At 59.7% G+C, this 25,493-nt stretch carries 26 protein-coding genes; 19 read left to right on the top strand and 7 right to left on the bottom strand.

The annotated features are described in order from the left end of the window. Window positions 1-92: 92 nt before the first annotated feature. The gene (locus tag GQ39_RS16390; RefSeq protein ID WP_047531636.1) at window positions 93-683 is read right to left on the bottom strand and encodes a cysteine hydrolase family protein; all 591 of its coding nucleotides are present in this window, start codon (window positions 681-683) and stop codon (window positions 93-95) included. A gap of 239 nt (window positions 684-922) precedes the next feature. Between GQ39_RS16390 and prmB the strand changes: the two genes are divergently transcribed. After that, the gene (gene prmB / locus GQ39_RS16385) at window positions 923-1,831 is read left to right on the top strand and encodes a 50S ribosomal protein L3 N(5)-glutamine methyltransferase (protein WP_047531634.1); all 909 of its coding nucleotides are present in this window, start codon (window positions 923-925) and stop codon (window positions 1,829-1,831) included. Between the two features lie 71 nt (window positions 1,832-1,902). On the opposite strand, the gene GQ39_RS16380 is transcribed toward prmB, so the two are convergent. Further along, window positions 1,903-2,694 (bottom strand): hypothetical protein, encoded by a 792-nt coding sequence (locus GQ39_RS16380; protein ID WP_047531632.1) that lies wholly within the window; start codon window positions 2,692-2,694, stop codon window positions 1,903-1,905. 139 nt (window positions 2,695-2,833) lie between these two features. Then, window positions 2,834-3,787 (bottom strand): alpha/beta hydrolase, encoded by a 954-nt coding sequence (locus GQ39_RS16375; protein WP_047531629.1) that lies wholly within the window; start codon window positions 3,785-3,787, stop codon window positions 2,834-2,836. Between the two features lie 129 nt (window positions 3,788-3,916). Between GQ39_RS16375 and aroC the strand changes: the two genes are divergently transcribed. Genes aroC through mtnC form a run of 5 tightly spaced genes read left to right on the top strand, consistent with a single transcriptional unit; the run spans window position 3,917 to window position 8,064 of the window. After that, a complete protein-coding gene (gene aroC / locus GQ39_RS16370; RefSeq protein ID WP_047531627.1) occupies window positions 3,917-5,008 on the top strand; it encodes a chorismate synthase in 1,092 nt (363 codons plus the stop codon). Between the two features lie 28 nt (window positions 5,009-5,036). Then, window positions 5,037-6,188 (top strand): MFS transporter, encoded by a 1,152-nt coding sequence (locus GQ39_RS16365; protein ID WP_161793938.1) that lies wholly within the window; start codon window positions 5,037-5,039, stop codon window positions 6,186-6,188. Further along, window positions 6,185-6,811: a methylthioribulose 1-phosphate dehydratase gene (locus GQ39_RS16360; protein WP_047531625.1), complete on the top strand. Its 627-nt coding sequence runs from the start codon at window positions 6,185-6,187 to the stop codon at window positions 6,809-6,811. The genes GQ39_RS16365 and GQ39_RS16360 overlap by 4 nt, the downstream gene beginning before the upstream one ends. Before the next feature lie 19 nt (window positions 6,812-6,830). Beyond that, window positions 6,831-7,376, top strand: a complete 546-nt coding sequence (locus GQ39_RS16355; protein ID WP_047531622.1) for a 1,2-dihydroxy-3-keto-5-methylthiopentene dioxygenase — start codon at window positions 6,831-6,833, stop codon at window positions 7,374-7,376. 4 nt (window positions 7,377-7,380) lie between these two features. After that, window positions 7,381-8,064, top strand: a complete 684-nt coding sequence (gene mtnC, locus GQ39_RS16350; protein WP_047531620.1) for an acireductone synthase — start codon at window positions 7,381-7,383, stop codon at window positions 8,062-8,064. Window positions 8,065-8,188: 124 nt separating this feature from the next. Here mtnC and GQ39_RS16345 read toward each other — a convergent pair whose 3' ends face one another. Continuing rightward, window positions 8,189-8,467 (bottom strand): DUF3509 domain-containing protein, encoded by a 279-nt coding sequence (locus GQ39_RS16345; RefSeq protein ID WP_047531617.1) that lies wholly within the window; start codon window positions 8,465-8,467, stop codon window positions 8,189-8,191. Window positions 8,468-8,811: 344 nt separating this feature from the next. On the opposite strand from GQ39_RS16345, the gene GQ39_RS16340 reads away from it, so the two are divergent. The 10 genes from GQ39_RS16340 (at window position 8,812) to GQ39_RS16295 (ending at window position 17,758) form a co-directional block, all read left to right on the top strand. Then, complete coding sequence (locus GQ39_RS16340) at window positions 8,812-10,650, top strand: long-chain-acyl-CoA synthetase (RefSeq protein ID WP_047531615.1); 1,839 nt, start codon at window positions 8,812-8,814, stop codon at window positions 10,648-10,650. 96 nt (window positions 10,651-10,746) lie between these two features. Next, a complete protein-coding gene (locus tag GQ39_RS16335) occupies window positions 10,747-11,265 on the top strand; it encodes an ankyrin repeat domain-containing protein (protein WP_047531612.1) in 519 nt (172 codons plus the stop codon). A 96-nt stretch (window positions 11,266-11,361) separates the two neighbouring features. Beyond that, window positions 11,362-11,892 carry a hypothetical protein gene (locus tag GQ39_RS16330; RefSeq protein ID WP_047531610.1) on the top strand — a complete coding sequence of 177 codons (531 nt, stop codon included), beginning with the start codon at window positions 11,362-11,364 and terminating at the stop codon, window positions 11,890-11,892. Window positions 11,893-11,974: 82 nt separating this feature from the next. Continuing rightward, window positions 11,975-12,166: a PLDc N-terminal domain-containing protein gene (locus GQ39_RS16325; RefSeq protein WP_047531608.1), complete on the top strand. Its 192-nt coding sequence runs from the start codon at window positions 11,975-11,977 to the stop codon at window positions 12,164-12,166. Window positions 12,167-12,430: 264 nt separating this feature from the next. Then, entirely contained in the window at window positions 12,431-13,306 is an 876-nt protein-coding gene (speE, locus tag GQ39_RS16320) for a polyamine aminopropyltransferase (protein ID WP_047531607.1), read from the top strand. Between the two features lie 161 nt (window positions 13,307-13,467). After that, window positions 13,468-13,701 carry a hypothetical protein gene (locus tag GQ39_RS16315; RefSeq protein ID WP_047538952.1) on the top strand — a complete coding sequence of 78 codons (234 nt, stop codon included), beginning with the start codon at window positions 13,468-13,470 and terminating at the stop codon, window positions 13,699-13,701. Window positions 13,702-13,912: 211 nt separating this feature from the next. Further along, window positions 13,913-14,254: a ribonuclease E inhibitor RraB gene (locus GQ39_RS16310; RefSeq protein WP_047531604.1), complete on the top strand. Its 342-nt coding sequence runs from the start codon at window positions 13,913-13,915 to the stop codon at window positions 14,252-14,254. Window positions 14,255-14,579: 325 nt separating this feature from the next. Further along, entirely contained in the window at window positions 14,580-15,989 is a 1,410-nt protein-coding gene (locus GQ39_RS16305; RefSeq protein WP_047531603.1) for a circularly permuted type 2 ATP-grasp protein, read from the top strand. 12 nt (window positions 15,990-16,001) lie between these two features. Beyond that, the gene (locus GQ39_RS16300) at window positions 16,002-16,952 is read left to right on the top strand and encodes an alpha-E domain-containing protein (protein WP_047531601.1); all 951 of its coding nucleotides are present in this window, start codon (window positions 16,002-16,004) and stop codon (window positions 16,950-16,952) included. Continuing rightward, on the top strand, window positions 16,949-17,758 hold the full coding sequence (locus tag GQ39_RS16295; RefSeq protein ID WP_047531599.1) for a transglutaminase family protein: 810 nt from the start codon (window positions 16,949-16,951) through the stop codon (window positions 17,756-17,758). Before GQ39_RS16300 ends, GQ39_RS16295 begins: the two co-directional genes overlap by 4 nt. Before the next feature lie 124 nt (window positions 17,759-17,882). Here the strand turns inward: GQ39_RS16295 and GQ39_RS16290 are convergent, their stop codons facing one another. Beyond that, window positions 17,883-18,704, bottom strand: a complete 822-nt coding sequence (locus tag GQ39_RS16290; RefSeq protein ID WP_047531597.1) for a c-type cytochrome — start codon at window positions 18,702-18,704, stop codon at window positions 17,883-17,885. A gap of 595 nt (window positions 18,705-19,299) precedes the next feature. Between GQ39_RS16290 and GQ39_RS16280 the strand changes: the two genes are divergently transcribed. The 3 genes from GQ39_RS16280 (at window position 19,300) to GQ39_RS16270 (ending at window position 23,499) form a co-directional block, all read left to right on the top strand. Beyond that, window positions 19,300-20,505: an acetyl-CoA C-acetyltransferase gene (locus GQ39_RS16280; RefSeq protein WP_047531593.1), complete on the top strand. Its 1,206-nt coding sequence runs from the start codon at window positions 19,300-19,302 to the stop codon at window positions 20,503-20,505. A 24-nt stretch (window positions 20,506-20,529) separates the two neighbouring features. After that, window positions 20,530-22,674, top strand: coding sequence for a 3-hydroxyacyl-CoA dehydrogenase NAD-binding domain-containing protein (locus GQ39_RS16275; RefSeq protein ID WP_047531592.1), 2,145 nt, complete (start codon window positions 20,530-20,532; stop codon window positions 22,672-22,674). Window positions 22,675-22,770: 96 nt separating this feature from the next. Further along, the gene (locus tag GQ39_RS16270) at window positions 22,771-23,499 is read left to right on the top strand and encodes an amidotransferase (RefSeq protein WP_047531589.1); all 729 of its coding nucleotides are present in this window, start codon (window positions 22,771-22,773) and stop codon (window positions 23,497-23,499) included. 54 nt (window positions 23,500-23,553) lie between these two features. On the opposite strand, the gene GQ39_RS16265 is transcribed toward GQ39_RS16270, so the two are convergent. Both GQ39_RS16265 and GQ39_RS16260 read right to left on the bottom strand, forming a co-directional pair. Then, window positions 23,554-24,525, bottom strand: a complete 972-nt coding sequence (locus tag GQ39_RS16265; RefSeq protein ID WP_047531586.1) for a magnesium and cobalt transport protein CorA — start codon at window positions 24,523-24,525, stop codon at window positions 23,554-23,556. Window positions 24,526-24,685: 160 nt separating this feature from the next. Next, window positions 24,686-25,408 (bottom strand): lysophospholipid acyltransferase family protein, encoded by a 723-nt coding sequence (locus GQ39_RS16260; RefSeq protein WP_047531584.1) that lies wholly within the window; start codon window positions 25,406-25,408, stop codon window positions 24,686-24,688. Between the last annotated feature and the right edge of the window lie 85 nt (window positions 25,409-25,493).

Here is a 25,493-nt window from a genome sequence, read left to right as displayed (position 1 = left end):
GTTGACCGGGTTGTTCCTGAGGCTAAGACAATTACGGCTAACGAGAGGCTTTTGCGGATGAGCGGCGGTATAGACCGCTCATTGAGCGTCGATCAGATCAGTTCGCGGGTCAGGGCGAGGGTGGCGAAGTTGTCTGCCATGATCGCCATTTCGGTCTGCTGGACGTGTTCGGCGCTCAGGACGCCGCCCTTGTAAGGCAAGTCTCGGGTGGCGCAGGCGTCTTCCACCAGGGTGCAACGGAAGCCCAGGTTCTTCGCGGCGCGTACGGTGGTGCTGACGCTGGAGTGGCTCATGAAACCGCAGACAATCAGGTCGAGGGCGCCCAGATCCTGCAGGCGTTTTTCAAGTGGGGTGCCGTGGAACGCGCTCGGCAGCAATTTGCCGATGATGGTTTCGTCGCCCTGTGGTTCCAGCCCCGGGATGAACTCGCCGCGTTCGCCTTGCGGGTCGAACAGGCCACCCACGGTGCCGAGGTGGCGCACATGCACGATCGGGCGGCCGGCGGCGCGGGCAGCGCCCAACAATTGCTTGATGTTCGCGACGGCAGCGTCCATGCCACTCAGGGCCAATGGACCGTTGAGGTATTCTTTCTGGGCATCGATGATCACAAGCGTCGCATGGCTCAGATTGGCTGCTGCATAACCGCGGCCGCTGAGTTGAAACATCGTTTTTGGAACGGACATTCTGGGGCTCCTTGGAGTGGGGCTTTTGCGACATTGTCCTCTGGCTGAGCGCTTCTGTGAATGGCTACCATTACAAGCGCCGTCGTTACTGGCGTGCAGCGTTGTCAAGTGGTCCGTTTTGTTCAATACCGAGTGTAAAAAAGAGATTAGTCCTACAACAGCCCCAGTGTTTTTCCTGCGTCGTCGCGGCAGCGTTTGACTGATAGAATCGCCCGTCGATTTTTCTGGAGTTTGCCGTCGTGATCACTTCCCGCCTTCGTACCCTGCGTGACCATATCCGTTGGGCCGTCAGCCGCTTCCATGGGGAGGATCTGTTTTTCGGCCATGGCACCGACAACGCCTGGGACGAAGCCCGTCAACTGGTATTGGGTGCGCTGCACTTGCCGTGGGAAATCGCCGACAGCTATCTCGATTGCAATCTGGAAGAAGACGAACTTGTCCACCTGCAGCACTTGCTCAAGCGTCGTATCGAAAAGCGCGTCCCGACCGCCTACCTGCTGGGCGAGGCCTGGTTCTGCGGCCTGTCGTTCATCGTCGATGAGCGCGTGCTGATCCCGCGTTCGCCGATCGGCGAGTTGATCGAAAGTCGCTTTACGCCATGGCTGGCCAACGAGCCTGCGCGAATTCTCGACCTGTGCACCGGCTCCGGCTGCATCGGCATCGCCTGCGCTTACGAGTTCCAGAATGCCGAAGTGGTGCTGGCCGATCTGTCGTTCGAAGCCCTGGAAGTGGCCAACCAGAACATCGAGCGTCACGGCGTCGATGAGCGGGTCTACACCGTGCAAGGTGATGGTTTCGATGGTTTGCCGGGGCAGCGTTTCGACCTGATCGTGTCAAATCCGCCTTACGTCGATGCCGAAGATTTCGCCGACATGCCGGACGAATACCAGCACGAACCGGAGCTGGGCCTTGCCTGCGGTGAGGATGGTTTGAACCTGGTACGGCGCATGCTCGCCGAAGCGGCCGATCACCTGACCGAGAAGGGGTTGTTGATTGTCGAGGTGGGCAACAGCCAGGTACACGTCGAGGCGTTGTACCCCGAAGTCGATTTCGCCTGGCTGGAGTTCGAGCGCGGCGGGCATGGCGTGTTCATGCTGTCGGCTGAACAGTGCCGGGATCATCAGGCGCTATTCGCCTCCCGCGTCTGACCGCAATCACTGTGGCGAGGGAGCAAGCGCCCTCGCCACAAAAGCGTCTCAGCGCAGACCGATTTCGGCGGTTACCGGTGCGTCGCAATCCAGATCAACAACCCCGCCTGAAACACCGCAAACGCCACCAGGCAGGTGATGGTGAACCGCAAGCCGGCGTCTTCACGCTTGTACTTGCTGACCTTTTCTTCGTGTTTCTTGAGTTTGACTTCCTGCTCGGCGAGGTTCTGCTCGGCTTGTTGCAGCATCTGCGCCGCCTCGAGAATTTCCACGATCTGCAGTTTTTCCGTGTTCCAGTCACCCGACAGATCGCCGACCTGGACTTCCTTGACGCTGCCCTTCAAATGCTGGGCGTCGGCGTAAACCACATCGAAACCGTGCACGCGCAAAAAGTGGTCGCGACGCAGACGGGTGTCTTCGTTCAGCGCATCCTTGTTGTTCAGGTCGGTGCCGTCGACGGTGTAGCCGGGCCATCGCATCTTCGCCCAAGTGATGCCCTGGGCCGCCATGAAGCGACCGATACCACGGTTCATCGGTTCGATTTGCAGGCCGCTGTCCGGCCCGAAATGCACGCGCTTTTCGCTGTGGTCGACCCACACGTCCAGATGATTCTGTTCCTTGCGCACGCGTTGGCCGGGCAGGGTGATGCTCATGCGCATCAGGCTGCGCTGCTGGTCGTTGCGCTCGGCATAACCGAACTCGACAAAGCGCAGGGGGCGCCCGCCGGTGTTGCGGTCGGTCTGCAGCGGCGCCAGACGGAGCATCTTGTGGTGCTCGACGTGAACGTCCGCCCAAGGCAGCTCGACCGCTGGCGGTGCGTCTTTTTCAGCGGTGGTGTCGGGTGAAGTCTGGGTATCGGTCATAACGGCGAGATCCTGTCCAAGCTCTGCTTGCCGCCAGCCAGTGCGCTGGCGACAAAGGCTTATCGGCCGTTTTTTTCAAGACTGGAGGGCCACGAAGCGTTCTCGAGCGGTTTTCACGTCGCGATGTCGTTTAAAGCGCTTAACGGATGCGAATTGCGTCAATAAACCCGAGGATTCGAGTGCCCAGTTCGGCCGCCAGGGGCAATTGCGGATCTCTATAGGAGGCCAATTGTCGTTTTACGTCGTTGGGCACGATGCGCATGACGTGGTTCATGCCTTCGATGAGTGCCAGTTCGGCGTCCGGTTTGGCAGCCTTGAGCATTTTGGCGTCATTGACGCCGACCTGAATATCGTTGCTGCCCTGGATGATCAACGCCGGCATTTTCAACTTCGCGAACGCCGCCGCAGGGTCCTGGCGGAACAGCGAAATCAGGTACGGCTGCACGCTCGGGCGGAATATCGCCTGCAAGGGCGGTGGCACGTTATCGTCGGTTTTCCCGGCCTTGAGGCTGTCGAGCAGTTCGTTACTGCGCAGCATCAGTGGCGGCGGCAGATGATTGCTCAGTTGTTGACGCACCACTTGATCGATCGGACGGGCGCTGCCGGACAAGGAAATCACTGCGGCCGCATCGACACTCGGCGCCGCGAGACTGGCGATCAAGGCGCCTTCGCTGTGCCCCAGTAATATCAGCTTGCCGAAGCGCGGATCGGCCTTGAGCTTGCGCCCCCAGGCTTGGGCGTCGGAAACATAGGCGTCCAGCGTCAGGTTGCGCTCGTCGGGGGTCGCCGCCAGGCTCGCCGCAACGCCGCGTTTGTCGTAACGCACGCTGGCGATGTTGTGTTTGGCCAGCACCCAGGCCAGCCGCTTCAGGCTGTCATTGCGCCCGCCGTCGGGGTTATTGCCGTCACGATCGGTTGGGCCGGAGCCGGAAATGATCAGGACAACCGGTACAGGCGTGTCGGACTTTGGCAGCAGCAACGAGCCGAAAAGCTCTCCGCTCCCGGTATCCAACGTGATCGGCCGTTGCAGGACGGTGGCCTGGACGAAACCGGTAAACAGGGTAAGGCTCAAGGCTAGAACTCGCAGCATCATCACGCCATCATGAACGAAGATGCCGGTTGGACTCGCCGACACCCATAAGGTTCGAGGATGAACTACTTGGGTAGCCTGCGTATACTGGCGCGCATTACGTATTCAGGTTCATTTCACGGAGCGTCCTGCATGTCCGGCAATACCTACGGCAAGCTGTTCACTGTCACCACCGCTGGCGAAAGCCATGGTCCGGCGTTGGTCGCCATTGTCGATGGCTGCCCGCCGGGCCTGGAGATCTCCCTGGAAGATCTGCAGCGCGATCTCGACCGGCGCAAGCCTGGCACCAGCCGCCACACTACCCAGCGCCAGGAACCCGACGAAGTCGAAATCCTTTCCGGCGTATTCGAAGGTCGCACCACCGGGTGCGCCATCGGCCTGTTGATCCGCAATACCGACCAGAAATCCAAGGACTACTCGGCGATCAAGGACCTGTTCCGCCCGGCCCACGCCGACTACACCTACCACCACAAGTACGGCGAGCGCGATTATCGCGGCGGTGGCCGCAGCTCGGCCCGTGAAACCGCCATGCGCGTTGCCGCTGGCGCGATTGCGAAAAAATACCTGGCGACCCAGGGCATCGTCATTCGCGGCTACATGAGCCAGCTCGGCCCGATCGAAATTCCGTTCAAGACCTGGGACTCTGTAGAAGAAAACGCCTTCTTCAGCCCGGACCCGGACAAAGTGCCGGAACTGGAAGCCTATATGGACCAGTTGCGCCGCGACCAGGATTCAGTGGGCGCCAAGATCACCGTGGTCGCCGAAGGCGTGATGCCGGGCCTCGGCGAGCCGATTTTCGATCGCCTCGACGCGGAACTGGCCCATGCGCTGATGAGCATCAATGCGGTCAAGGGCGTGGAAATCGGCGCCGGTTTCGCCAGCGTCGCCCAGCGTGGCACCGAGCATCGCGATGAAATGACTCCGCAAGGTTTCCTCAGCAACAACGCTGGCGGCATTCTCGGTGGCATCTCTTCTGGTCAGCCGATCGTCGCGCACCTGGCCCTGAAGCCAACGTCCAGCATCACCACGCCCGGCCGTTCGATCGACATTCATGGAAACCCGGTGGACGTCATCACCAAGGGTCGTCACGACCCGTGCGTCGGCATTCGCGCCACGCCGATTGCCGAAGCGATGATGGCCATCGTGTTGATGGACCACCTGCTGCGCCACCGTGGGCAAAACGCCGATGTGCGCGTGAGCACCCCGGTGCTGGGTCAGCTTTAATGGCTGACCTGATAGCCGCTGCAGTCTGATGGCTGTGGCGGCGCTGCCGTACTGGCGGCTTTCCAGTTTCTATCTGTTCTATTTCGCCTTGCTCGGTTCGACGGCACCGTTTTTGGCGCTGTACTTCGATCACCTGGGATTTTCCGCCGCGCGCATCGGTGAGCTGGTGGCGATCCCGATGTTGATGCGATGCGTGGCGCCGAACATCTGGGGCTGGCTGGGTGACTACACCGGCCGGCGGCTGGCCATCGTGCGTTTCGGCGCGGTCTGCACGCTGCTGACCTTTTCACTGATTTTCGTCAGCAAGACCTACGCCTGGCTGGCGATGGTCATGGCCTTGCATGCGTTCTTCTGGCACGCCGTGTTGCCGCAATTCGAAGTCATCACCCTCGCACATCTGCAGGGCCAGACCTCGCGCTACAGTCAGATTCGCCTGTGGGGCTCCATCGGTTTCATTATCACCGTGGTCGCGCTGGGCCGGTTGTTCGAATGGCTGAGTCTCGACATCTACCCGGCGGCGCTGGTGCTGATCATGGCGGGGATCGTGCTCAGCAGCCTTTGGGTGCCGAACGCGCAACCGGCGCCGGGCCACCGGGTGGCGGGGGAGGGATTTCTCAAGCAACTGCGCAGCCCCGGCGTGCTGGCTTTTTACGCGTGCGTGGCGCTGATGCAGATGAGCCATGGCCCGTACTACACGTTTCTGACCTTGCACCTTGAGCGATTGGGCTACAGCCGCGGGGTGATCGGCATGCTCTGGGCCGTCGGCGTGGTGGCTGAAGTGCTGATGTTCATGGCCATGAGCAAAATCCTCGCGCGATTTTCGTTGCGCCGGGTGCTGCTGGCGAGTTTTCTGCTGGCGGCGTTGCGATGGTTGTTGCTGGGTTCGTTGGCTGAATTCCTCTGGGTATTGTTGTTTGCCCAGGTGTTGCACGCGGCGACATTCGGCAGCTTTCACGCCGCTGCCATTTCATTCGTGCAACGTAGCTTCGGCGCGCGTCAGCAAGGCCAGGGCCAGGCGTTGTATGCGGCACTGGCCGGGACCGGCGGCGCACTGGGCGCGTTGTACGCCGGTTACAGCTGGAACGCCCTGGGCGCCGCATTGACCTTTAGTATTGCCAGCCTCGCAGCCCTCGCGGCTGCCGTTATCATTGCCACATGTATGCAAGAGGACAGGCCATGAGCCTTACCCGTGAACACCTCGCCCAGGAAATCATCGACGCCGGGCGTTTCCTGTATGGCCGCGGCTGGTCGCCAGCCACCAGCAGCAATTATTCGACCCGACTGTCGCCGACCGAAGCGCTGCTGACGGTGTCGGGCAAGCACAAGGGCCAATTGGGCCTGGACGATGTGCTTGCCACGGATCTGTCGGGCAACAGCCTGGAACCGGGCAAGAAACCGTCCGCCGAAACCCTGCTGCACACTCAGCTCTACAGCTGGCGTCCGGAGATCGGCGCGGTGTTGCACACTCATTCGGTGAACGCCACGGTACTGTCGCGCCTGACGCCTGAAGACTTCATCGATTTCGAAGATTACGAACTGCAAAAAGCCTTCAGCGGCGTGTCGACCCACGAGTCGCAGGTGCGGGTGCCGATTTTCGACAACGATCAGGACATTGCGCGCCTCGCCGCCAAGGTACAGCCTTGGCTCGATGCCCATCCCGATTGCGTTGGCTACCTGATTCGCGGCCATGGCCTCTACACCTGGGGCGCGCGCATGAGCGACGCCCTGCGGCAGATCGAGGCCTTTGAATTCTTGTTCGAGTGCGAGTTGAAAACCCGCTCGCTCTCTCACCGTAAAGCCTGAACCGTCAAGGAGTTGCCCGATGAGCAGCCTGTCCGTCTACCACGTCTCAAGCCCTGACATTCCGAACAAGGTGCTGACCCATTTCGAAGATATCGCCTCGACCCTGGCCGAGCAGGGCGTACGGTTTGATCGCTGGCAAGCGGCGACGAAAATCCAGCCGGGCGCCAGTCAGGAAGAAGTGATCGCGGCCTATCAAGAGCAGATCGACAAGCTGATGACCGAGCGCGGCTACATCACTGTCGATGTGGTCAGCCTGAACAGCGATCACCCGCAAAAAGCCGAATTGCGCGCCAAGTTCCTTGATGAGCACCAGCATGGCGAAGACGAAGTGCGTTTCTTCGTTGCTGGCCGTGGTTTGTTCACCCTGCACATCGACGATTACGTCTACGCCGTACTCTGCGAGAAAAACGACCTGATCTCGGTGCCTGCCGGTACCAAGCACTGGTTCGACATGGGCGAGCATCCACACTTCGTCGCGATTCGTCTGTTCAACAACCCGGAAGGCTGGGTGGCCAATTTCACCGGCGAAGACATCGCTGGTCGCTTCCCGCGTCTTGAGGACTGAAACGATGCCGATCAAAGCGATTCTCACCGACATCGAAGGCACCACCAGCGCGGTGAGTTTTGTGTTCGACGTGCTGTTTCCCTACGCCGCGAAACACCTGCCGGACTTTGTCCGTCAGAACGCCGGGCGCAACGACGTCGCTGAACAACTGGCCAGCGTGCGCCGCGACAGCAACGCGCCGGATGCCGACGTCGAGCGGGTGATCGAGATTCTGTTGGGCTGGATTGCCGAAGACCGCAAGGCCACGCCGCTCAAGGCGTTGCAAGGGATGGTCTGGGAGCAGGGCTACCAGGCCGGGCAACTCAAAGGCCACGTCTACCCCGACGCCGTCGAAGCGCTGAAGCGCTGGCACCAGCAGGGTTATCAACTGTTTGTCTATTCCTCGGGCTCGATCCAGGCCCAGCGCCTGATTTTCGGTTGCTCGCAAGCGGGTGATTTGACGCCACTGTTCAGCGGCTATTTCGACACCACGTCAGGACCCAAGCGCGAAGCACAGTCCTATACCAACATCACACAGGCCATTGGCCTGGAAGCCTCGCAGATTCTGTTTCTGTCGGACATCGTCGAAGAGCTGGACGCGGCGCACAGGGCAGGGATGGCCACGTGCGGGCTGGCCCGTGAGGGCGGGGAATTGGCGGGGCATGTCACGGTGGACAGTTTTGAGCGGATCGATCCCTCGACGTTCTAAGCCACACATAAACAAGGAGCCAGCCTGCTGGCGATGGACCCGAGTGCGCCGGGTTTAACCAGGCCACACGCGTTTTCGTTGACGACCATCGCGAGCAGGCTCGCTCCTACAGTTGTTTGAGGCTTTACAGCGAATGATAGGTCGGCAGGGCAAACCGCTGCTGGCTTTGGAGCATGGAGATTTGTGGCAGTTCGCTGGCCTGTTCGGCGAGGTCGCGACGGATCGCGCTGATGACCCACGACAGCTGATCTCCGTTGTGCAATTGCTGGTAGGAAATCGAGCGCTTGAACACTTTGTCTTCAGCGCCGCGCAGGGTCAGCAGAATCCCGCCGTCAGGTCGTGGCTGGGTGGTGACTTCGAAGTTGGAGAACAAGGACGAAAATTTTTCTTGGATCATGCTCATGTCTTTCGGCTCCGTTAGCGCTGGAATGGCAAACATGAGGTGGTAGTTGCAGCGATTGTGCCAGCACGCGAATTTAATGAAATTCTATATAAATCAATAAGTTACTTTTTTAGCTGATTTATTTTTCCGTGCAATTTGCATGAAGGGCCATCGTGCATCCTGCATTTTGCGTGGTCGTCGGCGATTCGATGGAACCATTGCGTGCGCAGATGCTCATGATTTCCAACATCGCTGTGGCGGATACAAAACATTTCAAAAACCGCGTGTACAGCTCAAGAACCGTTGACGTATTTTCGGGCTCAATCAACGCCGCCCGACAATAAAAAGATCGAACGGGAGCAACCATGAGCCGCACGCCACGCGACACCATCACCTGGGGCATGATGCTCCGCAAGCTGCCGTCCATTGCCAAAGCCATTCCGCGGGTGGTGAAGGGAATGAAAGCGGCTAACGTCAAGGACCCGACCCAAGCGTGTGGCCTGGGCTGGAGTTTCGAACAAGCGACCTTGCGCAATCCACAAGGGCCGGCCTTGCTCTACGGCGAGGTCACGCTGACTTATGCACAGGTCAATCAGTGGGCCAATCGCATCGCCCATCACTTGATTGCCCAAGGCATCGGCAAGGGCGATGTGGTGGCGGTGTTCATCGAAAATCGTCCGGAGCTGCTGGTGACGATATTGGCGGTGGCCAAGGTCGGTGCGATCAGTGCGCTGCTCAATACCTCACAAACCCGCGATACCCTGGTGCATAGCCTGAATCTGGTTGCGCCGGTGGCCATCGTCGTCGGCGAAGAGCTGGTGGCGGCGTTTCTGGCGGTACGCGAGCGGGTATCGATGGCGCCGGCGCGCACCTGGTTTGTCGCTGATCGGGACACCTACAGCCATCCGGGCGTTTCCCCCGAGGGTTTCATCAACCTGATGACCGCCAGCCTCGACAACGCCTGCGACAACCCCGTCAGCAGCCAGCAGGTGTTTTTCGACGACCCCTGTTTCTATATCTACACCTCGGGCACCACCGGGTTGCCCAAGGCCGGGGTGTTCAAGCACGGGCGCTGGATGCGCAGCTCGGCGAGCTTCGGCATGATCGCGCTGGATATGCGCCCGGACGATGTCGTCTATTGCACCTTGCCGCTCTATCACGCCACCGGACTTTGCGTGTGCTGGGGTTCGGCCATCAGCGGTGCCTCGGGGTTCGCCATCCGCCGCAAGTTCAGCGCCAGTCAGTTCTGGAACGATGTGCGCAAATACCGCGCGACCACCCTCGGTTACGTCGGCGAATTGTGCCGTTATCTGGTCGATCAACCGCCCACTGCCGACGACCGCCAGCACGGCGTCACCAAAATGATCGGCAACGGCCTGCGCCCCGGCGCATGGGGTGAATTCAAGACACGTTTCGGCGTGTGTCACATCTGCGAGCTGTACGCCGCCAGTGACGGCAATATCGGTTTCACCAACATTCTGAATTTCGACAACACTGTCGGTTTTTCCCTGATGTCCTGGGAGTTGGCGGTTTACGACCACGACAGCGGCGCGCCGATTCGCGAAGCCAACGGCTTCATGCGCAAGGTGGGCAAGGGCGAGCAGGGGTTGTTGCTGGCGAAAATCGACGACAAGGCGCCACTGGACGGTTACACCGATCCGCAAAAGACCGAAAAAGTCGTGCTCCACGACGTGTTCGTCAAGGGTGACCGCTACTTCAACACCGGCGATCTGTTGCGCAACATTGGTTTTGGCCATGCGCAGTTCGTTGATCGGCTGGGTGACACCTATCGCTGGAAGGGCGAAAACGTTTCGACCACCGAGGTCGAGAACATCCTCCTGCGACACCCGCATATTTCCGAAGCCGTGGCCTATGGTGTGGAAGTGCGCAACACCAACGGCCGCGCCGGGATGGCCGCCATCACGCCGGCCGAATCCCTGGCGACCCTGGATTTCAGCGAGCTGCTGGCCTTCGCCCGGCAACAGATGCCGGCCTACGCCGTGCCATTGTTCCTGCGGGTGAAAGTGAAAATGGAGACCACCGGGACCTTCAAGTATCAGAAAACCCGGCTCAAGGATGAAGCTTTCGACCCGGCCCGGAGCGGCGCTGACCCGATCTACGCCTGGCTGCCGGGAACCGAAACGTACGTGCAGGTGACGGAGCAAATGCTGAAGGATATTCACGGCGGTCGATATCGATATTGAATGTGCCTATGGCCCCGCTTCAGAAAAAAGAAGTGACAGTGCCGGGGCTGCTCGGGAAACTGTCGGCTTTGCGAATAACTGAAAGTGGAGCGTTCAATGTCAGACAAAAGCCGCCAGATGACCCCCGAAGAAGCTGCCGACTTTGCCGAACAGGTATTCAATAAGGCGCGGGAGGGCGATGCGGCCATGATGGCTGCGCTGCTGACCAAGGGCTTGCCGCCGAACCTGCGCAATCACAAGGGCGACACCTTGCTGATGCTGGCCGCTTACCATGGTCATGTGGACACGGTAAAAGTCTTGCTCGAACACAAGGCCGATCCGGAAATCCGCAACGACAACGGCCAGAGCCCGATTGCCGGTGCCGCCTTCAAGGGCGACCTGGCGGTGGTCACGGCGCTGGTTGAAGGCGGGGCGCAAGTCGAAGGCTCGTCGTTCGACGGCCGTACGGCGCTGATGATGGCGGCGATGTTCAACCGCGTCGCCATTGTCGACTACCTGATGAGCAAAGGTGCCGATCCGAAAGCCAGGGACGCCAATGGCATCACCGCGCTGGAAGCCGCCAGGACCATGGGGGCTGTGGACACCGTTGCGCAGTTGGAAAAACTGCTGGGCTGACGCTGTACTTCTGTGGCGAGGGAGCAACCTGCGCAGTACTCACTGAATGCGTTATCCTTCGCGCCCTCAAAACTCCCTCGCTACAGGATCCGCCCCATGAAAGCCGCACTCGTCGAACTCATCAGCAAAATCAGCTCCGGGTGCATGGGCGATGACGAAATCCTCAAGGTCGCTGACGAGGCGGCCCAGGCTTACGCGGACCCCGAGGGTTTCCTGGCGGCCAATCCGGACATCAACTACGACGACACCTTCCCGATCCCGCTGGGCGAGTGGGTGGTCGTTGGCAGTCTGCCGGAGACCGTGATGTTCCAGGCCGACACCTACATGGACCTGTTCGCGCAGATCGTTGCTTCGTTCGGGCCGGGCGTCGACTTCAATATCAAGCCCAAGCAACTGGCCAAGACCGAAGCCCTGACCGCGCTCAATCGCATTCAGGTGCAAATGAGCAGCCTGAACAAGGAAAACGGTGGCTATGTGCTGATGAACTTCAGCCAGTTGCTCGACGACGAACTGCAAGTCGTTCTGGTCTACGGCAACGACGTGCCGCGGGTGCTGGAGCTGTGCGCCGAAGTCGGCATTGCCGCTGCGCCGTCTCTGGAAGCCTTTAAAGTGGCCGTTCACGTTTGAAACCGCAAGCTGTCAATAAAAACGGAACCCTGGCATCGGGCAGCTATCCTAAGAGGGCCAATCACTCTTCAGGAGCGTCACCATGGGTTCCACGTTCAACAGCCTGGTAGGCCTGATCATCCTTGCCTTGGACATCTGGGCAATCATCAACGTACTCAAAAGTGGCGCCGAAACCGGGATGAAAGTCCTCTGGGTGCTGTTGATCCTGTTGCTGCCGGTTTTGGGCCTGATCATTTGGGCGATCGCGGGGCCACGGGGTAACGTCAGAATATGAAGTCATTCTCCCAAGCGACATAAAATCTGTGGGAGCGAGCCTGCTCGCGATGACGGCGGCACATTCGGAATTGATGTGGCGGACAAATCGCTATCGCGAGCAGGCTCGCTCCCACAGGGCATTGTGGCGAGACATCAAGTGAGGTTCGACCTGTCATCTTCCTCGACGTAGAATGCGCGCCTTTCCCGGTCAATCGAGCCGATCGATTGGCCATCATGGGCGGGTAACCGTCCGTTGCCACCCGCATTCATCGGAGCACTTCCCATGAGCATCACCCCGACCAACGACTACCTGGAAACCCTCTACGAAGGCTATGGCCAGCGTTTTCGCATGGAAAAACTGCTGCACGAAGTGCGCACCGAACACCAGCACCTGGTGATTTTCGAAAACCCGCGCATGGGCCGGGTCATGGCGCTGGACGGCGTGATCCAGACCACCGAAGCCGACGAATTCATCTACCACGAAATGCTGACGCACGTGCCGATCCTCGCCCATGGCACTGCCAAGCGCGTATTGATCATCGGTGGCGGCGACGGCGGTATGTTGCGTGAGGTGGCCAAGCACCGCAGCGTCGAGCACATCACCATGGTCGAGATCGACGGTACCGTGGTCGAAATGTGCAAGGAATTCCTGCCGAATCACTCCAAGGGCGCCTTCGACGATCCACGCCTGAACCTGGTGATCGACGATGGCATGCGCTTCGTCGCCACCACCACTGAAAAGTTCGACGTGATCATTTCCGACTCCACTGACCCGATCGGGCCAGGCGAAGTGCTGTTCTCGGAGAACTTCTATCAGGCCTGCCACCGCTGCCTGAACGAAGGCGGCATCCTGGTCACGCAGAACGGCACGCCGTTCATGCAGATCGAAGAAGTCAAAACCACCGCCGGTCGCCTGCGCAGCCTGTTCCCTGACTGGCACTTCTATCAGGCCGCCGTACCGACTTATATCGGCGGCGCGATGACCTTCGCCTGGGGCGCGACCAATACCGCTTATCGCAAATTGTCCCGCGAAACCCTGCAACAACGGTTCGCCGGCAGCGGCATCATCACCCGCTACTACAATCCGGAGATCCACATCGGTGCCTTTGCCTTGCCGCAGTACGTTTTGCAGGCTGTGAACAAGCCAAGTAACGACTGATAGCGCGTCAATCAAAAAGGGCTGTCCGCGGTGGTGTTCAACCACGCCGCTGACGGCCCTTTTTTCATGAGGCACCAGAGGAAAATCAGCGGAACGATTAGCCAGCTAATCAGGTCGAGATAGAAGTAAGCCCATCCATGGGTTTTATCGAGGAGGCACTGATGCAAAAGTGGAAAATCACTTTCGTGGATGATCACGGTGAAACTGTCGACGAAGTCTTTGAGTGCGACGAGTGCCCGGATAACGAACACGCCGCCCAACTCATCAAGGCCCGGTTGCTCCCCGTCGCCGCCGAACTGGATCTGAACGATCTGGAAGGGCGAACCCCCGATGCGACTGTCAAAAGTCTCAAGGCCCAGAACAGCATTCAAATCCTCGGCATCACGCCAATCTGAACATCTCCTGTCACATTCTCAACCAGGCCTTGGCAGCGGCTCTATCTTGGGGCTAATCTGCAAGCGAGATCAGCGAATGGATCGCTAAGGTCTGGTCTTGTCAGCTCCATGCTTGTTTCCCGTCGGCACATCGGATGCCGTCGTTCGCACCGTTCGGTGGCGGGCGCTGGGAGTACGGAAAGTCTATCCATCAGTTTGAGGAGGACGTTTCATGAGCACAGCCTATCAAGAAGATGTCAGCAGCAGCGTTCTGCGCCGCATGAAAGAGGGCGGTTTCGACTTTTCACGGTTCCATCCCATCGAGTTCTACGCCATTTTCCCGGACGAGGAGCGGGCACGCAGGGCGGCAGGTCATTACCGTGGTGAATCCCTGAATGCGCAAATCAGTGTGCGCGATGACGGCGCATGGGCCCTGGAACTGAGCAAGGTCATGTACGCCACTTACGATGACATCGGCGACTTCGAACAGGGTTTCGAAGCCGTGGTCGAGCCATTGGGCGGCATCATTGAAGGCTGGGGTGTCAAACAGGAGGTACGAGGGCGACTCGCATAAACTTATGAACAGCAGCAAGCATCAGTAACGGCTGACCTTTGGGTTGGCCGTTTTCGTTTTTGTCGCCGGCAAACCGAACGCGACCTCGAAGAGCCCCATAACGGAATGACCCCCTTCGCCGGCAAGTCGCCTCCCACAGACTATGCTGGTGACAGGCGACTGCAACGCCTTGCAATGAAGCGGGGGCGATCAGGTTGGGGCATTTACCGCACAGGATTGGTGCGGTGTCTGCGTATCGATTATCCAACCGATTGATATCAAAGCGTTTCTGCCGATGGCACGGGCCTTGCGAAGGCCTGTATGTCCGGGTGACAAGGAGTACGGCATGATCCGCACCTATTTTGATGAGATGTACGATGCCGGCGGCCAGGTCCGCCCGCATTATCGGGAGTTTGCCCGTTGGCTGTCCGAAACGCCTGACGAGCTTTTGGCACAACGGCGACGCGAGGCCGATCTGTTGTTTCATCGCGCCGGGATTACTTTCACGCTCTACGGTGATGAGCAGGGGACAGAGCGCCTGATTCCCTTCGACACCATTCCCCGCAGCATTCCCGCCAGTGAATGGCGCATTGTCGAGCGCGGCTGCATCCAGCGGGTCAAGGCGTTGAACATGTTCCTCGCCGACCTCTATCACGAGCAACGCATCATCAAGGCCGGCATCATTCCGGCCGAGCAGGTGCTGGCCAATGAGCAATACCAGTTGGCAATGCAAGGGCTGAATCTGCACCGCGATATTTATTCGCATATCTCCGGTGTCGATCTGGTGCGCGACGGCGATGGCACGTACTACGTGCTCGAAGACAATCTGCGTACGCCGAGCGGTGTCAGCTACATGCTCGAAGACCGCAAGATGATGATGCGACTGTTCCCCGAATTGTTCGCGGCGCAACGCATCGCCCCCATCGACCACTACCCGAACCTGTTGCTCGATACCCTGAAAAGCTCCAGCCCGATCGACAACCCGAGCGTCGTGGTGTTGACGCCGGGGCGCTTCAACAGTGCATTTTTCGAGCATGCGTTCCTGGCGCGAGAAATGGGTGTGGAGCTGGTGGAAGGCGCGGACCTGTTCGTGCGTGACGACAAAGTGTTCATGCGCACCACCGACGGGCCAAAAGCCGTCGATGTGATCTACCGCCGCCTCGACGACGCGTTCCTCGACCCGCTGGCGTTCAATCCGGACTCGATGCTCGGCGTGCCAGGGCTTCTGTCGTCTTACCGATCTGGCAATGTCGTGCTGGCAAATGCCATCGGCACCGGGGTGGCGGACGACAAGTCGGTGTACCCGTTCGTGACCGACATGATCCGTTTCTACCTGGATGAAGAACCGATCCTGAAGAACGTACCGACGTGGCAGTGTCGTAATCCCTCGGAACTTTCCCACGTCCTGGCCCATCTGCCGGAACTGGTGGTCAAGGAAACCCAGGGCTCCGGCGGTTACGGAATGCTGGTGGGGCCGGCGGCGACGGCGGCGGAAATCGAAGCCTTTCGCGCACGGATCATTGCCAAGCCCCATGCCTATATCGCGCAACCGACGCTGTCGTTGTCGACCTGCCCGACCTTTGTCGAAAGCGGCATCGCGCCACGCCACATCGACCTGCGCCCGTTTGTATTGTCTGGTCGCGAAACCCGGGTCGTGCCCGGCGGTTTGACCCGTGTCGCCCTGCGCGAAGGCTCCCTGGTGGTGAACTCCTCCCAGGGCGGCGGAACCAAGGACACCTGGGTGGTCGAGGATTGAAGGAAGCCTGTCATGTTAAGTAGAACTGCCTCGGATCTGTATTGGATGTCGCGTTACCTGGAGCGGGCGGAAAACCTCGCACGGATGCTCGACATCAGTTATTCGCTGTCGCTGATGCCACAGGATGGACGCGGTGACGGCCTGCACGAACTGGCCATGCCGCTGCTGATTACCGGCACCCTGGACGATTACCTCGAACGCCACGGCGAGTTGCATGCCGAACGCTTGCTGCATTTTTTCGCCCTGGATGCGGCCAATCCGGCCAGCATCTACAGCTGTCTCGGAGCCGCGCGGGCCAGTGCCCACGCGGTTCGTGGTCGAATCACCGCTGATATGTGGGAGAACATCAACGCGACCTGGCTGGAAATTCGCGGCATTGCCGAGCAGGGCCTCAGTCGCTACGGCATGAGTCGGTTCTGCGAGTGGATCAAGGAGCGTTCCCACCTGTTCCGAGGCGCGTCCTACGGCACGATCATGCGTAACGATGCGTTCCGCTTCATTCGTCTGGGGACCTTCATCGAGCGCGCCGACAACACGTTGCGCCTGCTCGATGCCCGCTACGAAATGGCCGGTGATCAGGCTGAGGCGGTCAGCGATGGCACGGCCCACGCGTACTACCAGTGGAGTGCCTTGCTGCGGGCCTTGTCGTCCTTCGAGGCCTACACCGAAATTTATCGCGACGCACCCGGCGCCCGGCATGTGGCCGAGTTGCTGTTGCTGCGGGCGGACGTGCCGCGCTCCCTGCGGGCGTGCACCGAAGAAATCGACCAGATCCTTGCCCAGTTGCCGGGAGCCAACGGCCGTCCCGCCCAACGCCTGGCGGCGGAAATGGACGCGCGACTGCGCTACACCGGCATCAACGAAATCCTCGACGAAGGCCTGCACGCCTGGCTCACCGAGTTCATCCCGCTGGTTCGCCAGTTGGGTAACGCGATTCACAGTTCTTATCTGGAGGCTGCATGAGACTTTCGATTAGCCACGAGACCACCTATCACTACGAAGATCAGGTGCGGGCGAGCATCCAGTACCTGCGACTGACCCCCCATGACAGCGAGCGCCAGCACGTGCTCAGTTGGCAGCTCGACCTGCCGCGGCCGGTGCGCGCGCAACTCGATCCGTTCGGCAACATCCTGCACGTGCTGACCATGGACGAACCGCACGAAGCGATCATCATCGGCGCCCGTGGTCAGGTCGACATCGACGAATTGCGCGAAGCCGAGCACGAGAGCCAGTCGGCGCTGCCCTTCCTGCGCTTCACCCGCCTGACCGAAGCCGACGCAGCCCTGCGCGCGTTTGCCGAAAAGGAATGCAAGCAGCGCCGCGATCGCACGGCGCTGATCGACTTGATGCACGGCCTGAACCAGCACATGACCTACACGCCGGGCGCCACCGAAGTGGACACCAGCGCGGCCCAGGCCTTCGCCGGTCGTTCCGGTGTGTGCCAGGACCACGCCCACGCGTTCATCGCCTGTGCGCGCAGCCTGGGCATTCCGGCGCGGTATGTCTCGGGTTATCTGTACAGCGAAAACAGCGAACACCTGGCCAGCCATGCCTGGGCCGAAGCCTGGCTGGATGACGCCTGGTACAGTTTCGACGTGACCAATGAACTGGCCCGGCCCGAACGTCATTTGAAACTGGCCGTGGGCCTCGATTATCTGGATGCCTGCCCGGTGCGCGGAATGCGCCGCGGCGGCGGGTGTGAACAGATGCATGCCAAGGTGCTTGTTTCACCGACGCCCGCGCCGGTGATCTCCGTGCAACAACAGTAACCGGGGGAGGGCGCCGACCCCTTATGGCAGCGAGCTTGCTCGCGATGGCAGGTTTTCAGTCAATACTTCCGTGGCTGATACACCGCCGTCGCGAGCAAGCTCACTTCCGCAACGGCGTGTTTTGTCAGGGCTTCACCTTGCGCCCCGCCATATGCTTCAAATACCCCACCAGCATCCCCAGATCCTCATCCGGCAACACCTCGGTTGAAAATCCGGGCATCTTCGCCTGCGGCCACTGACGCAAACTCTGCGGATCACGGATATAACGCTTGAGGAAGTCCGCGCCGAAGTACTCGGTCGGGTTGTACGGGATATTCAGGTCCGGCCCGAATTGCGCATCCCCGGCGCCATTGAGGCGGTGACAGGCCAGGCAGTTTTTCTGGAACAGCGCAAAGCCCTTGTTCACCGGATCGTCTGCCTTTAACGCAGGATCGGGCAGCAGGGCAGGGAAGCGTTCGGCCACCGGTGCCATGCGCTTGATGCTGGCAACCTCGAACGGCCATTGCTCCGGGCTGATATTGCCCGCCTGCGGGTTGGTCCAGACCAGATAGAACGGCCCGGCGCCGGGCTTGCCTTCGGACAGTGGCGGCCAGGGTTTGGCCGGATCCTCGATCGCCAGCCAGGCACGCGCGCCTTGGGTATTGAGCAGCGGCGCAGCGGCCATCTCGGCGGCAAAACCGTCCAGGGCCACGGCTTGCAAGTGGTCGTCCGGTTTGATGCCGGTCAACAGCACTGACAGAGGCACGGCGCGATAGCTCATATCACGCTTGTAGGAAACATCATTGGTAACGGTGATGGTCTGGGCTTGAGGATGATTGAGCAACTCCTCGGTCTGCCAGGTGCGGTTGTTCGCGCCCAGCTGCAGGTTCAGCTGTGCGGCATACAGAGGCGTGCTGAGCAGCAAGGCCCCGAATAAAGTGAGCGCTTTCAAAGGATCGCCGTCCATGTCGTGGAAGTGCTGCAAAGGTTGGCACAGCCACGCTGGCCCGGGTAGCGAGCCAGTCACATTTTTAATGTGGCGATCTAAAACACGGATACCGTATTTTTATGAACGACTAGCCGATCACCTTGGTCAGGTTCGGCAAAATCAACAAAAGTGTGGTCGCGAAGAGAATGAGCCCGGCTTGACGAACTTTCGATTGTTTGAACATGGCTTGACCGCCTTTTTTGTTATTTCCTGATGCCTGCCTGCAAATCTCCATGACGGCAGAGCAATTCACTTCCTGTAGTACGAGCGCCTCGGCAAAACCCGACGACAACTTCGTATAACCTCACCTTAGAGCCCGCGTCACGCTTGATTTAGATCCATTTCGTATGGAGCGCTCACCAAATACGATTAAAAAAGCATGAGGCCTATTGCCAGCTTCTTGGGCGGCCTTTTGCTAGACACCTGCGTGTCCGCAAGCCGCGGATTCTGTAGCGGACTACCGTCCGTCTGAGCGCGTCCGTCAACGCCGGTGAGCGCTGCGGTCATTGAATCCCCGGTGGCTCGGAATAAGGTGGAAGCCTCTTCAAAGATCACCACCCGGTTCGAGGACGTCATGACCCAAGCATTGATTTTCGACGCGATACGCACGCCCCGTGGCAAAGGCAAGGCCGATGGTGCCTTGCACAGTGTCAAACCGGTGAACCTGGTGGCCGGGTTGTTCACGGCGCTGCAACAGCGGACCGCCCTCGATACCAGTCAGGTCGATGACGTGGTACTGGGCTGCGTGACACCCGTCGGCGATCAAGGCGCCGATATCGCCAAGACCGCTGCTCAGGTGGCTGATTGGGACGTCAGCGTGGCGGGCGTGCAGATCAACCGTTTCTGTGCATCCGGGCTGGAGGCGGTGAACCTCGGTGCCATGAAGGTCCGTTCCGGTTTTGAAGACCTGGTGGTGGTCGGTGGCGTCGAGTCCATGTCACGCGTGCCCATGGGCAGCGACGGTGGAGCCTGGGCGCTGGACCCGCAAACCAATCTGCACAGCCATTTCACCCCGCAAGGCGTGGGCGCCGATCTGATCGCGACACTGGAAGGCTTCAGCCGTCAGGACGTCGATGCTTATGCACTGCATTCCCAGCAAAAAGCCGCACGGGCGCGGGCCGATGGTTCGTTCAACAAATCGCTGGTGCCGGTGCAGGACCAGAACGGCATCATCCTGCTCGATCACGATGAGTTCATCCGCGCCGACTCGACCCTGGAAGGCCTGGGCAAGCTCAAGCCCAGTTTCGAGATGATGGGGCAGATGGGTTTCGATGCCACCGCGCTACGGGTCTACAGCCATGTGGAGCGGATCAATCACGTACATACCCCCGGCAACAGTTCCGGGATAGTTGATGGCGCGGCGTTGATGCTGATCGGCTCGGAGGCCAAGGGCCGGGCGCTGGGCTTGCAGCCGCGGGCGCGAATCGTCGCCACGGCGGTCACCAGCACCGACCCGACCATCATGCTCACCGGCCCGGCGCCCGCCACCCGCAAGGCACTGGCCAAGGCGGGGCTGCGGGTGGAGGACATCGATCTGTTCGAGGTCAACGAAGCGTTTGCCTCGGTGGTGTTGAAGTTCATCAAGGACATGGCCGTGGACCCGGACAAGGTCAACGTCAACGGTGGTTCCATCGCCCTGGGCCATCCGTTGGGCGCCACCGGTTGCGCGATTCTCGGCACCTTGCTCGATGAGCTGGAAAACCGGCGCCTGCGCTATGGCCTCGCGACCCTGTGTGTCGGCGGCGGCATGGGCATTGCCACCATCATCGAACGCCTCTGAGCCCCGAATTCAAGGACAAGTGACATGACCCAAGCCATACGTTACGAAAAAGGCCAGGACCAGATCGTCGTCCTGACCATCGACATGCCGGGCCAGAGCGCCAACACCATGAACGCGGTGTACCGTGAAGCCATGGCTGACTGCGTCGCCCGGCTGGTGGCCGACAAGGACGCCATCGCCGGCGTCATCATCACCTCGGCCAAGAAAACCTTCTTTGCCGGCGGCGATCTCAATGAACTGATCAAGGTCGGCAAACCTGAGGCCAAAGCTTTTTATGAGAGGGTGCTGACCCTCAAGGGCCAACTGCGCACCCTGGAAACCTTCGGCAAACCGGTGGTTGCCGCGATCAACGGCGCTGCCTTGGGCGGCGGCTGGGAAATCTGCCTGGCCTGCCATCATCGCGTGGCGCTGGATCATCCGTCGGTACAACTCGGCCTGCCGGAAGTGACCCTGGGTCTGCTGCCGGGCGGGGGCGGTGTGGTGCGCATGGTGCGCATGCTCGGCCTGGAAAAAGCCCTGCCGTATCTGCTCGAAGGCAAGAAAATACGGCCGCAGCAGGCATTGCAGGCCGGTTTGATCGACGAATTGGCAACGGATCACGAAGAGATGATGGCCAAGGCGCGGGCCTGGATTGTCGCCAACCCGACGGCCGTACAACGCTGGGATGTGAAGGGTTACCAGATTCCCGGTGGCACGCCGTCGAATCCGAAAGTCGCGCAGATGCTGGCCATCGCGCCGTCGATCCTGCGCAGTAAAACCCAGGGCTGCCTGCCGGCGCCGGAGAAAATTCTCTGTGCCGCAGTGGAAGGCGCCCAAGTGGATTTCGATACTGCGCACTTGATCGAAACCCGTTATTTCACCGAGCTGACCACCGGCCAGGTCTCGAAGAACCTGATCGGTACTTTCTGGTTCCAGCTCAATGACATCAACGCCGGTGGTTCGCGGCCCCAAGGCTTCGCCCCATACGTCACGCAAAAAGTCGGTGTGCTCGGTGCCGGGATGATGGGCGCGGGCATTGCCTTCGTCAGCGCCTCTGCCGGCATCAACGTGGTGCTCAAGGACATCAACCTCGCGGCAGCGCAGAAGGGCAAGGCGCATTCGGCGGCGCTGCTGGACAAGAAAGTCGCACGCGGGCAAATGAGCGCCGAGCAGCGCGAAGGCATTTTGGCGCGCATTCAGACCACTGAAGACGATGCCGATCTGGCCGGTTGCGACCTGATTATCGAAGCGGTGTTTGAAGACCGCGATCTGAAGGCCAAAGTCTCCCTGGCGGCGCAAAAGGTCGTCGGCCCGGGCGCGGTGATCGCTTCCAACACGTCGACCCTGCCGATCAGCGGCTTGGCCACGGCGGTGCCGGACCAGAGCAAGTTCATCGGCCTGCATTTCTTCAGTCCCGTGGACAAAATGGCCCTGGTGGAAATCATCAAGGGGGCCAACACCAGCGATGAAACCCTGGCTCGCGGGTTTGACTTCGTCCTGCAAATCAAGAAAACGCCGATTGTGGTCAACGACAGTCGTGGCTTCTTCACGTCGCGGGTGTTCGGCACATTCACCAATGAAGGCATTGCCATGCTCGGTGAAGGAGTCAGCGCGCCGATGATCGAGACCGAAGCGCGCAAGGCCGGTATGCCCATCGGACCTCTGGCAATCTCGGACGAGGTTTCCCTCAGCCTCATGAGCCATATCCGCCAGCAAACCGCCAAAGACTTGCAAGCCGAAGGAAAACCGCTGGTCGAGCACCCGGCCTTCGCCGTGATTGACCTGCTGCTCAACGAGTACAAGCGCCCGGGCAAGGCGGCTGGGGGTGGCTTCTACGAATATCCCTCCGGTGGCCAGAAGTACCTGTGGCCAGAGCTGAAAGCCCGTTTCGAGAAGGCCGACGGGCAGATTTCACCGAAGGATGTGCGCGATCGGCTGCTGTTCGTGCAGGCCATCGAAACCGTGCGCTGCCTGGAGGAGGGGGTGCTGACTTCGACGGCGGATGCCAACGTCGGCTCGATCTTCGGCATCGGCTTCGCGGCATGGACCGGCGGTGCGCTGCAGTTCATCAACCAATACGGAGTCAAGGACTTCGTCGCCCGCGCCCAGTACCTGGCCGGACAATATGGTGAGCGCTTCGCTCCACCGGCACTGCTGTTGGAGAAAGCCGCCAAGGGGGAGACATTTTAAGGGGGGATTGACGCGTTCCGGGGCTTGCCTTGCCACTGTGTTTCAAGGCAGGCTCTGGGGGTGTGCATTATTCCCATCACGTGTCAGGTATTTTTTATGTCGTTACGCATCTGCATTCTGGAAACCGACATCCTGCGTCCGGAATTGGTTGACCAATATCAGGGCTACGGGCAGATGTTCAAGCACCTGTTTTCGCAGCAACCCATCGCCGCCGAGTTCACCGTTTATAACGTGATGCAGGGCGAGTACCCCAGTGATGACCTGACGTTCGATGCTTACCTGATCACCGGCAGCAAGGCCGACTCCTTCGGCACCGACCCGTGGATCCAGACCCTCAAGACTTACCTGCTGACCCGCTACGAACGTGGCGACAAGCTGTTGGGCGTGTGTTTCGGTCATCAGTTGCTGGCCCTGTTGCTGGGCGGCAAGAGCGAGCGCGCAACCCAGGGCTGGGGCGTAGGCACCCATCAATACAAGCTCGCGGCCAAGGCGCCGTGGATGAGTCCGCTCAAAGAAGAGCTGACGTTGTTGATCAGTCACCAGGATCAGGTCACGGCGTTGCCGGAAAACGCCACGGTGATCGCCTCCAGCGATTTCTGCCCGTTTGCCGCGTACCACATCAACGATCAAGTGCTGTGCTTCCAGGGCCACCCGGAGTTCGTCCACGACTATTCGCGGGCGCTGCTGGAAATTCGTCAACAAGCGCTGGGCGAAGAGATTTTCTCGAAAGGTATCCAGAGCCTGGAGCATGAACACCATGGCACCACGGTGGCCGAGTGGATGATGCGATTTGTGGCGCACAAGCCAGAAAACCAGGCTGTATAAGACGGCGGCATCACACCTGTGGCAAGGGAGCACGCTCCCTTGCCATACTGTTTGTCAGAGCCAACCCGACCTCTTGAAACTCGCCCACAAACCCACGCACCCCACCGAAATAAACCCCAGCACCGCGAAATACCCGTAGTGCCAGTTCAACTCCGGCATGTTCTGGAAGTTCATCCCGTAAATCCCCGCCACCGCCGTCGGAAACGCCAGGATCGCCGCCCATGCAGCGAACTTGCGCTGCACCACACTCTGGCGCGATGCCTCCAGCAGCACCCCGACCTCAATGGTCTGGCTGGCAATATCGGCCAGGGTCGTCAGGTCTTCCATCTGTCGGGTGACATGAATCTGCACATCGCGGAAGTACGGGCGCATGTTCTTGTCGATGAACGGAAAATTCAGCTTTTGCAGTTCTTCGCCTATCTCCACCATCGGCGCCGCGTAACGGCGCAGCCGCAATACGTCCCGGCGCAGACTGTGCAGGTTCTGAATGTCGCGCTCATTGAGTGAGCCGCACATGACGTTGCGTTCCAGTTCATCGATTTGCGCATGAATGGCTTCGCCCATCGGCTGGTAGTTTTCAATCACGAAATCGAGGATGGCATAGAGCACAAAATCTTCCCCGTGCTCCAGCAACAGTGGACGCGCTTCACACCGTTGCCGGACATGGGCGTAGGACGCCGAGTGTCCGTTGCGCGCAGTGATGATGTAGCCCCTGCCGGCAAAGATGTGGGTCTCGATGAACTGGAGTTTGCCGTCCTCCATGATGGGGGAATAAATGACGATGAACAGGGCATCGCCGAAGGTTTCCAGTTTCGGCCGGCTGTGTTTCTCCAGGGCATCTTCAATCGCCAGTTCATGCAGGTTGAACTGGCGTTGCAGGTTGTACAGTTCCTCTTCGTTCGGCTCTTCGAGGCCGATCCAGACGAAGTGACCCGGCTTTGCAGCCCAGGCCGCGCCCTCGTCGAGGGTGATATTGGTGACTTTTTTACCGGCGCTGTAAACCGCAGCAGCAACAACTCTACCCATGATGTTGGTTCACTTCTAATTGGCAGCAATCTATTGGCAAATGGCCATGGCAGACAGTGTTCAGCTTAACCCTGACTACTGCTTGAGAGTCAGTGAAATCTGTTGAGTTCGCAGGCAAAAAATCGCAGGCAAAAGAAAACCCGCACGCGGCGGGTTTCGTTCAAGCGGCTTGCAGTTGCCGGTCCATCGAGTCGATGCATTCACGCATCTGCTCACGGCACTGGGCAATCAGCATCGGCAGGTCATCCAGGCTCAAGCCTGCCGTAGGAATCGCCGGTAGCGAGCGAATCAGAATTTTCCCACTGCGCCAGCGGTTCAATCGCATGTGCTTGACGTAACTGCTGACACACACCGGCACGATCGGCACCCCGGCAGCGATCGCCATTTGGAAGGCGCCTTTCTTGAACGGCAACAGCTCCTCGCCCAGATTGCGTGTGCCTTCCGGGAAGACCCAAATCGAGGTGTCTTCGTTTTGCAGGGTGTGGGTGGTGGTCAGCATCGACTGGCGTGCCTTATGCGCGTTGCCGCGATCGATCAACACATTGCCGGCCAGCCAGAACAACTGACCAAACAAAGGCACCCATTTCAGGCTCTTTTTGCCGATGCACACGGTGCGGCGGGGCACCACGTTGCCAAACACAAACAGATCATAATTGGACTGGTGGTTGGCGATGATCACGCAACTGTCGGGTTTGTCCATCAAGGGGCCGACATCGGCTTTTACCCGCAGGCGCAAAATACGCATTGCCGGCCACGCATAAAGGCGAGCGCACAAACGGCTGTTGTCCGGATTGAACGGGCGACTCAGGCCGAGCAGGACGCCCAGCACGCCTGCCAGAATAAAGTGCAGGCCCATCAATGACATACGTAAAGCGAACAGCATTTGCAGGCCCCTCGGGACAAAAGGTGGCGCAGTGTACGGATGTGCACTGTTTTCGGCAATTACCGTTATATAGGTAGGAGATAGC

It is taken from the genome of Pseudomonas sp. 11/12A, assembly GCF_000800055.1.
Classification (GTDB): Bacteria; Pseudomonadota; Gammaproteobacteria; order Pseudomonadales; family Pseudomonadaceae; genus Aquipseudomonas; species Aquipseudomonas mohnii.
The sequence above is the reverse complement of the archived record's forward strand: the minus strand, read 5'-3'. Positions and strand labels throughout refer to the sequence as shown.

What these genes read in the sequence shown, in the direction of transcription:
- GQ39_RS16305 (WP_047531603.1), top strand. Translation starts at nt 14,580, where the DNA reads ATGATCCGCACCTATTTTGATGAGATGTACGATGCCGGCGGCCAGGTC.
- GQ39_RS16355 (WP_047531622.1), top strand. Translation starts at nt 6,831, where the DNA reads ATGAGCAGCCTGTCCGTCTACCACGTCTCAAGCCCTGACATTCCGAAC.
- GQ39_RS16260 (WP_047531584.1), bottom strand. Translation starts at nt 25,408, where the DNA reads ATGCTGTTCGCTTTACGTATGTCATTGATGGGCCTGCACTTTATTCTG.
- speE (WP_047531607.1), top strand. Translation starts at nt 12,431, where the DNA reads ATGAGCATCACCCCGACCAACGACTACCTGGAAACCCTCTACGAAGGC.
- GQ39_RS16365 (WP_161793938.1), top strand. Translation starts at nt 5,037, where the DNA reads ATGGCTGTGGCGGCGCTGCCGTACTGGCGGCTTTCCAGTTTCTATCTG.
- GQ39_RS16280 (WP_047531593.1), top strand. Translation starts at nt 19,300, where the DNA reads ATGACCCAAGCATTGATTTTCGACGCGATACGCACGCCCCGTGGCAAA.
- GQ39_RS16315 (WP_047538952.1), top strand. Translation starts at nt 13,468, where the DNA reads ATGCAAAAGTGGAAAATCACTTTCGTGGATGATCACGGTGAAACTGTC.
- GQ39_RS16270 (WP_047531589.1), top strand. Translation starts at nt 22,771, where the DNA reads ATGTCGTTACGCATCTGCATTCTGGAAACCGACATCCTGCGTCCGGAA.
- aroC (WP_047531627.1), top strand. Translation starts at nt 3,917, where the DNA reads ATGTCCGGCAATACCTACGGCAAGCTGTTCACTGTCACCACCGCTGGC.
- GQ39_RS16380 (WP_047531632.1), bottom strand. Translation starts at nt 2,694, where the DNA reads ATGACCGATACCCAGACTTCACCCGACACCACCGCTGAAAAAGACGCA.
- GQ39_RS16375 (WP_047531629.1), bottom strand. Translation starts at nt 3,787, where the DNA reads ATGATGCTGCGAGTTCTAGCCTTGAGCCTTACCCTGTTTACCGGTTTC.
- GQ39_RS16330 (WP_047531610.1), top strand. Translation starts at nt 11,362, where the DNA reads ATGAAAGCCGCACTCGTCGAACTCATCAGCAAAATCAGCTCCGGGTGC.
- GQ39_RS16335 (WP_047531612.1), top strand. Translation starts at nt 10,747, where the DNA reads ATGTCAGACAAAAGCCGCCAGATGACCCCCGAAGAAGCTGCCGACTTT.
- GQ39_RS16310 (WP_047531604.1), top strand. Translation starts at nt 13,913, where the DNA reads ATGAGCACAGCCTATCAAGAAGATGTCAGCAGCAGCGTTCTGCGCCGC.
- GQ39_RS16265 (WP_047531586.1), bottom strand. Translation starts at nt 24,525, where the DNA reads ATGGGTAGAGTTGTTGCTGCTGCGGTTTACAGCGCCGGTAAAAAAGTC.
- GQ39_RS16275 (WP_047531592.1), top strand. Translation starts at nt 20,530, where the DNA reads ATGACCCAAGCCATACGTTACGAAAAAGGCCAGGACCAGATCGTCGTC.
- GQ39_RS16340 (WP_047531615.1), top strand. Translation starts at nt 8,812, where the DNA reads ATGAGCCGCACGCCACGCGACACCATCACCTGGGGCATGATGCTCCGC.
- GQ39_RS16290 (WP_047531597.1), bottom strand. Translation starts at nt 18,704, where the DNA reads ATGGACGGCGATCCTTTGAAAGCGCTCACTTTATTCGGGGCCTTGCTG.
- GQ39_RS16345 (WP_047531617.1), bottom strand. Translation starts at nt 8,467, where the DNA reads ATGAGCATGATCCAAGAAAAATTTTCGTCCTTGTTCTCCAACTTCGAA.
- GQ39_RS16390 (WP_047531636.1), bottom strand. Translation starts at nt 683, where the DNA reads ATGTCCGTTCCAAAAACGATGTTTCAACTCAGCGGCCGCGGTTATGCA.
- GQ39_RS16325 (WP_047531608.1), top strand. Translation starts at nt 11,975, where the DNA reads ATGGGTTCCACGTTCAACAGCCTGGTAGGCCTGATCATCCTTGCCTTG.
- GQ39_RS16300 (WP_047531601.1), top strand. Translation starts at nt 16,002, where the DNA reads ATGTTAAGTAGAACTGCCTCGGATCTGTATTGGATGTCGCGTTACCTG.
- GQ39_RS16295 (WP_047531599.1), top strand. Translation starts at nt 16,949, where the DNA reads ATGAGACTTTCGATTAGCCACGAGACCACCTATCACTACGAAGATCAG.
- GQ39_RS16360 (WP_047531625.1), top strand. Translation starts at nt 6,185, where the DNA reads ATGAGCCTTACCCGTGAACACCTCGCCCAGGAAATCATCGACGCCGGG.
- mtnC (WP_047531620.1), top strand. Translation starts at nt 7,381, where the DNA reads ATGCCGATCAAAGCGATTCTCACCGACATCGAAGGCACCACCAGCGCG.